At 60.7% G+C, this 8,990-nt stretch carries 8 protein-coding genes; 7 read left to right on the top strand and 1 reads right to left on the bottom strand.

From position 1 onward, the window contains the following. The 4 genes from uvrA to ACK4R0_RS11030 all read left to right on the top strand — a co-directional run. Positions 1-2,225, top strand: a 2,225-nt coding sequence (gene uvrA, locus ACK4R0_RS11045; protein WP_409673988.1) for an excinuclease ABC subunit UvrA, incomplete at its 5' end; no start/stop codon positions are given. Continuing rightward, positions 2,222-2,767 carry a hypothetical protein gene (locus tag ACK4R0_RS11040; protein WP_409673987.1) on the top strand — a complete coding sequence of 182 codons (546 nt, stop codon included), beginning with the start codon at positions 2,222-2,224 and terminating at the stop codon, positions 2,765-2,767. The genes uvrA and ACK4R0_RS11040, both read left to right, overlap by 4 nt. A 782-nt stretch (positions 2,768-3,549) precedes the next feature. Beyond that, positions 3,550-3,867 (top strand): helix-turn-helix domain-containing protein, encoded by a 318-nt coding sequence (locus tag ACK4R0_RS11035; RefSeq protein WP_409673986.1) that lies wholly within the window; start codon positions 3,550-3,552, stop codon positions 3,865-3,867. Continuing rightward, on the top strand, positions 3,824-4,759 hold the full coding sequence (locus ACK4R0_RS11030; RefSeq protein WP_409673985.1) for a reverse transcriptase family protein: 936 nt from the start codon (positions 3,824-3,826) through the stop codon (positions 4,757-4,759). The genes ACK4R0_RS11035 and ACK4R0_RS11030 overlap by 44 nt, the downstream gene beginning before the upstream one ends. Before the next feature lie 130 nt (positions 4,760-4,889). Here ACK4R0_RS11030 and ACK4R0_RS11025 read toward each other — a convergent pair whose 3' ends face one another. Continuing rightward, positions 4,890-5,123, bottom strand: a complete 234-nt coding sequence (locus tag ACK4R0_RS11025) for a DUF433 domain-containing protein (RefSeq protein ID WP_409673984.1) — start codon at positions 5,121-5,123, stop codon at positions 4,890-4,892. A gap of 337 nt (positions 5,124-5,460) precedes the next feature. Here ACK4R0_RS11025 and ACK4R0_RS11020 point away from each other — a divergent pair, with 337 nt between their 5' ends. The 3 genes from ACK4R0_RS11020 to ACK4R0_RS11010 form a co-directional block, all read left to right on the top strand. Further along, positions 5,461-7,182, top strand: a complete 1,722-nt coding sequence (locus ACK4R0_RS11020) for an ABC transporter ATP-binding protein (RefSeq protein ID WP_409673983.1) — start codon at positions 5,461-5,463, stop codon at positions 7,180-7,182. Next, positions 7,169-8,221 (top strand): HlyD family secretion protein, encoded by a 1,053-nt coding sequence (locus ACK4R0_RS11015; protein ID WP_409673982.1) that lies wholly within the window; start codon positions 7,169-7,171, stop codon positions 8,219-8,221. The genes ACK4R0_RS11020 and ACK4R0_RS11015 overlap by 14 nt, the downstream gene beginning before the upstream one ends. Continuing rightward, on the top strand, positions 8,218-8,990 hold a 773-nt coding region (locus ACK4R0_RS11010; RefSeq protein WP_409673981.1), incomplete at its 3' end, for a TolC family protein. The genes ACK4R0_RS11015 and ACK4R0_RS11010, both read left to right, overlap by 4 nt.

Raw genomic sequence — 8,990 nt, 5'->3', positions numbered from 1 at the left:
CGCGCCGGGCCCCGGGGCGCCCCCCCCGCGCACCCGATGCGCCTTCCCCCCTCCCAACCCTCCCCCCTGAAGGGGAGAGGGCTAAAAAAGGCATGAAAAACGTCGGCATCCCCGACAACCGCATCATCTTCTCCGAACGCTTCGCCTGCCCGGTCTCGGGCTTCACCATCGAGGCGATCGAGCCGCGGCTGTTCTCTTTCAATGCCCCGCAGGGCGCATGCCCCGCGTGCGATGGCCTGGGCGAGAAGATGTATTTCGATCCGCAGCTCGTCGTCCCCAACGAGGAGCTCAGCCTCAAAAAGGGCGCGATCGTGCCCTGGGCCAAGTCCAATCCGCCCTCGCCTTATTACATGCAGGTGCTAGGATCGCTGGCGCGCGAATTCGGGTTCGCGCTCGAGACTCCGTGGCAGGACCTGCCCGGCGAGGTGAAGCTGATCATCCTGCACGGCACCGGCGGCAAGCCGGTCACCCTGCGCTTCCAGGATGGCCGCAAGTCGTACGAGGTCAAAAAGGCGTTCGAGGGCGTGATCGGGAACCTCAACCGCCGCCTGCTGCAGACCGAAAGCACGTGGATGCGCGAGGAACTGAGCAAATACCAGACCGCGCAGCCCTGCGAAGTCTGCGACGGCGCCCGTCTCAAGCCCGAAGCACGCTCGGTCAAGATCGCCGGCGAGGACATCTCGATCTCGACCCGCCGCTCGGTCGCCGATGCGCTGGCGTTCTTCGAGACGTTGAACGACAAGCTCGGCCCCCAGCAGCAGCAGATCGCCAAGGCGATCCTCAAGGAGATCATCGAGCGGCTGGGCTTCCTCAACAATGTCGGGCTCGATTATCTCAACCTCGACCGCACCTCGGGAACGCTCTCGGGCGGCGAGAGCCAGCGCATCCGGCTCGCCAGCCAGATCGGCAGCGGGCTGTCGGGCGTGCTCTATGTGCTCGACGAACCCAGCATCGGGCTGCACCAGAAGGACAACGACCGGCTGCTGGTGACCCTGAAACGCCTGCGCGACCTGGGCAACACCGTCATCGTCGTCGAGCATGACGAGGACGCGATCCGCACCGCCGATTATATCGTCGATCTCGGCCCCGGCGCGGGCGTCCATGGCGGCGAGATCGTCGCCGAGGGCACGCTAGACCAGATCCTCAAATCCGAACGCTCGCTCACCGCGCAATATCTCAACGGCACGCGCAAGATCGAGGTTCCGGAGAAGCGCCGGAAAGGCAACGGCAAGAAGCTGACCGTGCACAACGCGCGCGCCAACAACCTGACCGGCGTGACCGCGTCGATCCCGCTGGGCACCTTCACCTGCATCACCGGGGTGTCGGGATCGGGCAAGTCGAGCTTCACCATCGACACGCTCTACGCCGGCGCCGCGCGTGCGCTCAACGGCGCGCGGATCATCGCGGGCGCGCACGACAAAATCACCGGGCTCGAGCATTGCGACAAGGTGATCGACATCGACCAGTCGCCGATCGGCCGCACCCCGCGCTCCAACCCTGCGACCTATACCGGCGCGTTCACCAACATCCGCGACTGGTTCGCCGCACTGCCCGAAAGCCTCGCGCGCGGCTACAAGCCCGGGCGGTTCAGCTTCAACGTCAAGGGCGGGCGCTGCGAGAAATGCCAGGGCGACGGCCTGATCAAGATCGAGATGCACTTCCTGCCCGACGTCTACGTCACCTGCGAGGATTGCGGCGGCAAGCGCTATAACCGCGAGACGCTCGAGGTGAAGTTCAAGGGCCATTCGATCGCCGACGTGCTCGACATGACGGTCGAGGACGCGGTCGAGTTCTTCAAGGCGGTGCCGCCGATCCGCGACAAGATGGCGATGCTGTGGGAGGTCGGGCTCGGCTATGTCAAGGTCGGCCAGCAGGCGACGACGCTCAGCGGCGGCGAGGCGCAGCGCGTCAAGCTCGCCAAGGAACTCAGCCGCCGTTCGACCGGGCAGACGCTCTACATCCTCGACGAACCAACGACTGGCCTGCACTTCGAGGACGTCCGCAAGCTGCTCGAGGTGCTGCACCGGCTGGTCGATCAGGGCAACTCGGTGGTGGTGATCGAGCACAACCTCGACGTCATCAAGACCGCCGACTGGATCATCGACCTGGGCCCCGAAGGCGGCGTCAAGGGCGGCGAGATCGTCGCCGAAGGCACGCCTGAGAAAGTCGCGAAGGTCGAGCGCAGCTACACCGGCCATTATCTTGCGCCGATGCTGGTGCGGTGAGCGGCTACCGCCCTCAGTTCGAAGCCGCACTGCGCATGTTCGCGCGGGTGAGCGAAGCGATGGCGGCGCAGGGCTATGCCCGTCCGGTGCTGGTGGGGGGTGCGGCAGCAGAATTCTACACCGGCAGCGCGATTTCGACGCTCGACTTCGATTTGTGCTGCGTCGCTTCCGACGTGCTCGAAGCCGAATTCATCAAGCACGGCTTCATCCGGCCAAAGGCACTCGGGCACACGGCACTTGGCTGGGTCCACCCCGAACTCGGCATGGGCTTCGAGATCGTCGCCGAAGTGCCGATGGATGGCGCGATCCGGCGGGAATATTTGGTACTGGTCGAGGATTTTGAACCGGGAACGGCTTTCGTGATCATCTCGGTCGAAGACCTGATCGCCGACCGCATCGGCCAATACGCCTCCGGCACCGCCGCCGACCGCCTGAACCAAGCGCGCGAGTTGTTCAAACTTCACCCGGAAGCCGATCTGGTCTATCTTGAGCGCCGTATACGCGAAGAGAGTATGGGAGATTACGGTGCCGACATCCTCTGATAACGCAGCTTGGCCGGGACGGCGCGTCCGCTATGCCGCCTTTGCAGCAAAGCTGGCAAAGCAGCGTGGTAACGTCGACCTGGCGGACGATGGCGCATTGATCAACAGCGGTAGCAATCGCACCAGAAGCAAGTCGGCGATCCTAGACGCTTTGACGGCTGCGCGTGATGAGCGGCCATTGCCGCTGATCTAAGGCGAAGTCTGATCTTTCCTGCATTTTTTCGGCCACACTACTCCCTTCGCATGCCTGTTCTTTCGAACAAAATTCGCTTGTAGCGAATTTTCATTGACTTTTGATGATGGCGAGCGTAGATGCATCTCAGCATTGGAGTGAAAGCAACATGCCACTAACCTCGGGGCCAGCGTAAGCTTGCCTGCGGGATCTCTTGGGATCCCAAATCTGATCGGCAGCAGTAGGAGCACCCTCCCAGGGAGCCACCGCAACGCCGATAAGCGCGTCCGGCGTGGCCCGGACGCGAAGGGTTGGGGGGATGTTCTGTCTCTGGTTGTCCGTCTTGGCGCGTGGCACCGAAGCAATTTTGCTAAGGTGATCAAGATGGAGTAAGTAAATGAGTAGCAATACCCATACCTCTAATGCTGAGGCAGAACAGGCAAATACCAAGAAGGATCGCCGCGAGGCAGGCCTTCTGCGCCCCGCTACGCTTAAGTGGGTCTTTGGAGTTGTGATCTTTGGATTGCGAGTCTGGCGGCTTATGGCGAAGCTCGGGGAATGGTTCTTGTAACCCCCTAATTTCTTTTTCATTTTTGGAAGGAGAAATATCATGTTCGACCGTGCACTGAAGCTTGTGCGTCAGTATCACCGGCTGAACCAAGCGCAAATGGCTGAAAGGCTTCAAATTTCACCATCATATTTGAGTGAGCTTGAAAAGGGAAAAAAAGTCCCGAGCTTAGATCTCTTGGAGAAATATGCGTTGTTAATCGGTATACCAGTGTCTTCTTTAATGTTTCTTGCTGAGGAACTAGAAACTGGATCCGGCAACATTAAGTCGGCTATTGTTGACAAGGTCTTTAAGATATTAGAGTGGATTTCTGACAGTGAACAAGAAGACGAAAAACGGGAACGTATTTATTCCTCTTGAGAAGTCTCATCTTTTTGGTGTGCAATCGATCCATTTACTGGCTAAAAAGCTTGGATTTGATGTTCCAGCCCTAGAACGTCTCGCTAATAAAAGCAGCTATAGGGTCTTCAACCTCAAAGAAACTGGGCGGTTGGTTGAAGAGCCGCCGCCAGTTTTGCAGACACTTCACCGCAAAATCCATAAGTACATTTCAAGGATACAGGCGCCCGACTATTTACATTCGGCAATCAAAGGCCGATCCTATATTTCGAATGCTACCGCCCATATTGGCAGCGGGTCGATGATAAAAATAGATGTGAAAAAGTTTTTTCCATCGGTGCCCCAGCATATGGTGATGCATTTTTTTCGAGACACGATGATGTGTGCGGGCGATGTCGCTGGGTTGCTGGCAAATTTGCTTTGTCGCAATGGGCGATTGCCTACTGGCGGCGCAGCCAGTCCGATCATTTCTTATTACGCCTTCAAGAGCATGTTCGATGAAATAGAGCAAGTTTGTTTATCGAATAGCTTGATTATGACTTGCTATGTGGACGACTTGACGATTTCTGGCTATGGTGCAAATCGTTGCATCTTGCATCAGATTAGACTTGTGATAGCAAAGTTCGGCTTGCAGTCACATAAAGCGAAGTTCTTTGATTCTGCGCGTCCGAAGCTGGTTACTGGCGCAATGGTCAAAGGAAATCGTCTAGACTTGCCTTATTCACGTTGGAAAGCGATCAGAGCTAGCGAACGGGAGCTGGATGGTGCGAAATGCGATCAAGAGCGCCTAAAGCTGTATCCAGCGCTAATTTCACGGCTTCATGAGGCCGCTCAAATTGAACCCGGGTTTCGCAGCATCGCGCTTCGGCATAATGAGGTGTGGCGCAACTTACGTAACCTTGTAGCTACTTGACACTTAGCGCCTAGAAAATAATTTATTGTCTTTGTGACTTTTGAATGACCTACTTATCACCACCGTTCGTGCTTAAGTCATTATAACCACTGGCACAGCGCGGGCGGCAGTTGGGCATCCACGAGGAACCTCATTCAGCGGCGAGCACGATGGGATGATCCGATTGCGTAGCAGCAAACGCGAGCGCGGCGCGCACATCGTCCTCGGTCACATAGGGAAAATCCGCCGAGATCTCGGCAGTTGTTGCGCCGCCCGCGAGCATTTCGAGGATATCGCTGATCCGCATCCGCGTCCCGACGATGATCGGTCGCCCGCCGCAGATGGCCGGATCGGCCGCTATCAGTGGAAATCCGCTGAGGGTCATGATGGATACTCCCGGCTCAAGGCGTGGTCACAGACCAGCGCAGTCATCGGTCTATCCTACCGCATTTTCAACAAACTGTGAAACGCGCTGCCGCCCCGCAGGCATATCCCATTTCCCTATGCCATTATCTCGCACCCATCCTGACGCGCTGACCCAAATTACCGTTCAAACCACTCCCGTCTTCCGGCATAGCTGGAGGGCGGGATTTGTTTGGTGCCGCCACCCGATAGATAGAGACTATCGCTGATGGCTGCGCCTTTCGAATTGGCTTATCGGTGCCGGTCTCTAATTCCTTATCGGCGACCTTGGATTTTTGGGCAGGCTTACAGGCAGACATATGGCGACAGCATCTGGACACGTTATGGGCGCGCGCGAGGCCGTGCGCTGGATGTTGGGGCTCCTCAAAGGAGAGCGCAGCTTCATCTGGCTGGCGCTGATCTATGGCGTCGCGGTATCGGTGCTGTCGCTGGCGACGCCAATCTCGGTGCAGATGCTGATCAACTCGGTCGCCAACACGGCGCTGGTGACGCCGCTGGTGACCTTGGCGGGGACCCTGCTCGGGCTGCTGCTGATCGCGGTGCTGCTTTCGGCGCTGCGGATCTATGCGATGGAACTGTTCGCCCGGCGTTTTTATGCGCGCCAGGTGGCGGAGATCACCCTGCGGTCGATCCATGCGCGCAATCCGTTCTTCGAGGATACCAAGCGGCAGGATCTGTTCAACCGCTATTTCGACGTGGTGACGGTGCAAAAGGCGGTGCCCAGCCTGCTGATCGGGGGCTTCACCATCATCCTGCAGTCGGCGGTGGGCTTTACCGTCACCGCATTCTACCACCCGTTCTTCCTGGCGTTCAACCTGATCGTCATCGGCATCGCCTTCATGATCCTGTTGATCTGGACCCGCGGCGCGATCCGCTCGGGCATCGCGCTTAGCCATGCGAAATACGCCGCAGCCAGCTGGCTCGAGAATGTCGGCGCTTCGAACGGCTTTTACAAATCGGGCCGCCATGTCGATTATGCGCTCGATGGCTCCGAAACGGTCACCGCTGCCTATATCGCGGCCAAGGCCAGGCACTTCCGCTACACGATGTCGCAGACGGTGGCGTTTCTGCTGCTGTATGCCTTCGCCAGCGCGGGGCTGCTGGCGCTGGGCGGCTGGCTGGTGATCCAGGGAGAGCTTTCGATCGGACAGCTGGTGGCGGCAGAGCTGATCTTGTCGGCGGCGTTTTTCGGGCTCGGCCAGATGGGTGCCTATCTCGACATTACCTATGATCTGGTCGCTGCAGCCGAAGAGATCGGGCTGCTCTATCATATCGAGCAGGAGGAAGAGGGTCGCGAGGGCGAGGATGCGATCGGCGGTGGCGATCTGGTGCTGCGCAGCCTGACCCATCCCGCAACCGCCAGCGGGGTCACGCTCAACCTGGCCATTTCGGCCGGCAGCCAGATCATCGCGCAGGCGCAGAATCACGACGTCCAGCGGCTTTTCACCCATGCGATGAAGCGGTATATCACGCCATCGACCGGCGTGTTGACGTTGGGCGGGCAGGATATCGCCATGGTCGACATGTTCCGCTTGCGCAGCGAAATCATCGTGCTCGATCGCCCCACGATCGTCCAGGCGAGCATCCGCGATTATCTGCGGCTGGCCGGGCCAGAGGTCACCTCGGCAGACGTGCTGCGCGCGCTGGCGCTGGTGCGCCTGGACGACCGCGTGACCGAACTGCCCGATGGGCTCGACACCCAGCTTTCGACCAGCGGCTGGCCGCTATCCTATGCCGAATCGCTGCGCCTGAAGCTGGCCGGCGCGATGCTGAAATGTCCGCGTATCCTGATCCTCACCGGACTGTTCGACATGGTCGATGCAGCGACCCTCAACGATGCGCGCAATGCGATGCGCGCCGTCGGATCCACCGTGATCCAGTTCACCAACCGCGCCGAGCCCCAGCCCGGCTGCCGCTATCTCTGGCTCGGCAAGGAGGTGCAGCAAATCATCGAGGACCCGGACGAGTTCGTCGCCCTAGCCAGCCATGCGGGAATGGAGGGGCGTCATGGCACCGCGTGATCGGGCGCTTGGCCGGTTCCATACGCTGGCAAGCATGCGGACGCCCCGTCCGCTGCGCGCCTTCGCTTTGATGGTGGTGATCGGATTGATCGCTTCTGTCGTGTTCATGGTCAATGTGCCGTGGGTGCAGACCGCTTATGGCGCAGGCCAGGTGATCGCGCTTAACCCGCAGGACCGGCTGCAGAATGTGACCGCTCTGGTGTCTGGCCGGATTGAAAGATGGTACGTGCAGGACGGTCAGGCGGTGAACGAGGGCGATCCGATTGCGCTGATCGCCGACAACGATCCGATGTTGCTCGAGCGGCTGCGTGCCGAACGCAGCCTGGCCGAGGCCAAGGCGGCTGCGGCGGAAAGCGCACTCAGCACCGCGCGGCTGGATGTCGGACGCACCGGCACCTTGTTCAGCGAAGGCCTGGCATCGCAGCGCGAGGCCGAGTTGGCGCGGATCAAGGTGGCCGAGATGGAGGCCAGGGTCGCCGAGGCGCGCGCTGCCATCACCCAGATCGACATCAACCTGGCGCGCCAATCGCTGCAGACGGTACGCGCGCCGCGCAATGGCGTGATCCAGCGGATCAGCGGCGGCGACAAGGCGACGATGGTCTCGCAGGGCGATGTCCTCGCCAGCTTCGCCCCCACCCAGGCCCAGCGCGTGGTCGAACTCTATGTCGATGGGCGCGACGTGCCTTTGGTCAAGCGCGGCCAGGCGGTCCGGCTCGAGTTTGAAGGCTGGCCCGCGATCCAGTTCTCCGGCTGGCCCTCGGTGGCGCGCGGTCTGTTCGATGGGGAAGTGCAGCAGGTCGATCTTGCCGCGTCCACCAACGGACTGTTCCGCGTGCTGGTGCAGGAAGCGAAGGGGAAATCGCGCTGGCCGGGCGAACCTTATGTGCGCCTGGGTGCCAATGTGCGCGGCTGGGTCGCGATGGAAGAGGTCTCGGTCGGCTTCGAACTGTGGCGCCAGCTCAACGATTTCCCGCTGCAGAATCCTGCCCTGATCGAGGAGAACAGGAGCGGCGGCACGAACGCCAGGCCCAGCCGATGATGCGCCGTCCTGCTGCCCTCCCGCTCCTCGTGGCGCTGGCGTTCGGCTGCACCGGCTTGCCCGCGGCCGCTCAGCTGCCGGCGGACGATGCTGCCCAAAGTGCTGCGCGACAGACGCAGGGGCTCCAGCTGTATGACGTGCTGGCCTCCTCCCGGCGGTTTGCGCCTGCCATTCTCGAGGCGCTGGCGATGACCCGCGCGGCCGATGGCCGGGTGCTGGCCAGCGAGGGCGCGTTCGACCTGCTGTTCACCGGCGAAGGTTTTTCGAGAGTCACGGGTTTTTATGACGGCACCTATCTGCAGGGCAAGGCGATCCAGCCGCTGACCAACAATGGTGGCCAGCTGGAAGCAAGCTATCGCGTCTCGCGGGGGGATTTCCCGGTCTATGAGGATTACAGCTTCACCGACCGGCTGGGCGAGCTCAAGGTCCGCGGCGTGTTTGCGCTGCTGCGCGATCGCAATATCGACGAACGCCGGTTCGGCCAGCGCAACGCCCTGATCGAGCGCGACATTGCCGGGCTCGATGCGCTGCTGATCGCGATCGGCGTGCAGCAACGTGCGATCCAGGCCTATGGCCAATGGGTCGCGGCAGGCCAGCAGGTGCGGGTGTATCGCGATCTGGTGAAACTGGCCGAAGACCGGCAGCAGGGTATCCGCCGTCAGGTCCAGCTTGGCGCGCGTGCCGCCATCCTGCTCACCGAAAACGAGCAGAACCTGCTGCGCCGCCAGTCCTTGCTGGTGGCCGCAGAGCGCGATCTTGCCAACGCCGC

Source organism: Blastomonas sp., from assembly GCF_046294995.1.
Classification (GTDB): domain Bacteria; phylum Pseudomonadota; class Alphaproteobacteria; order Sphingomonadales; family Sphingomonadaceae; genus Blastomonas.
This window is presented reverse-complemented; position numbering and strand designations above follow the sequence as displayed.

Bases quoted from the DNA above. Each gene is read 5' to 3' on its own strand.
- ACK4R0_RS11035 (WP_409673986.1), top strand. From the start codon at position 3,550: ATGTTCGACCGTGCACTGAAGCTTGTGCGTCAGTATCACCGGCTGAAC.
- ACK4R0_RS11015 (WP_409673982.1), top strand. From the start codon at position 7,169: ATGGCACCGCGTGATCGGGCGCTTGGCCGGTTCCATACGCTGGCAAGC.
- ACK4R0_RS11020 (WP_409673983.1), top strand. From the start codon at position 5,461: ATGGCGACAGCATCTGGACACGTTATGGGCGCGCGCGAGGCCGTGCGC.
- ACK4R0_RS11025 (WP_409673984.1), bottom strand. From the start codon at position 5,123: ATGACCCTCAGCGGATTTCCACTGATAGCGGCCGATCCGGCCATCTGC.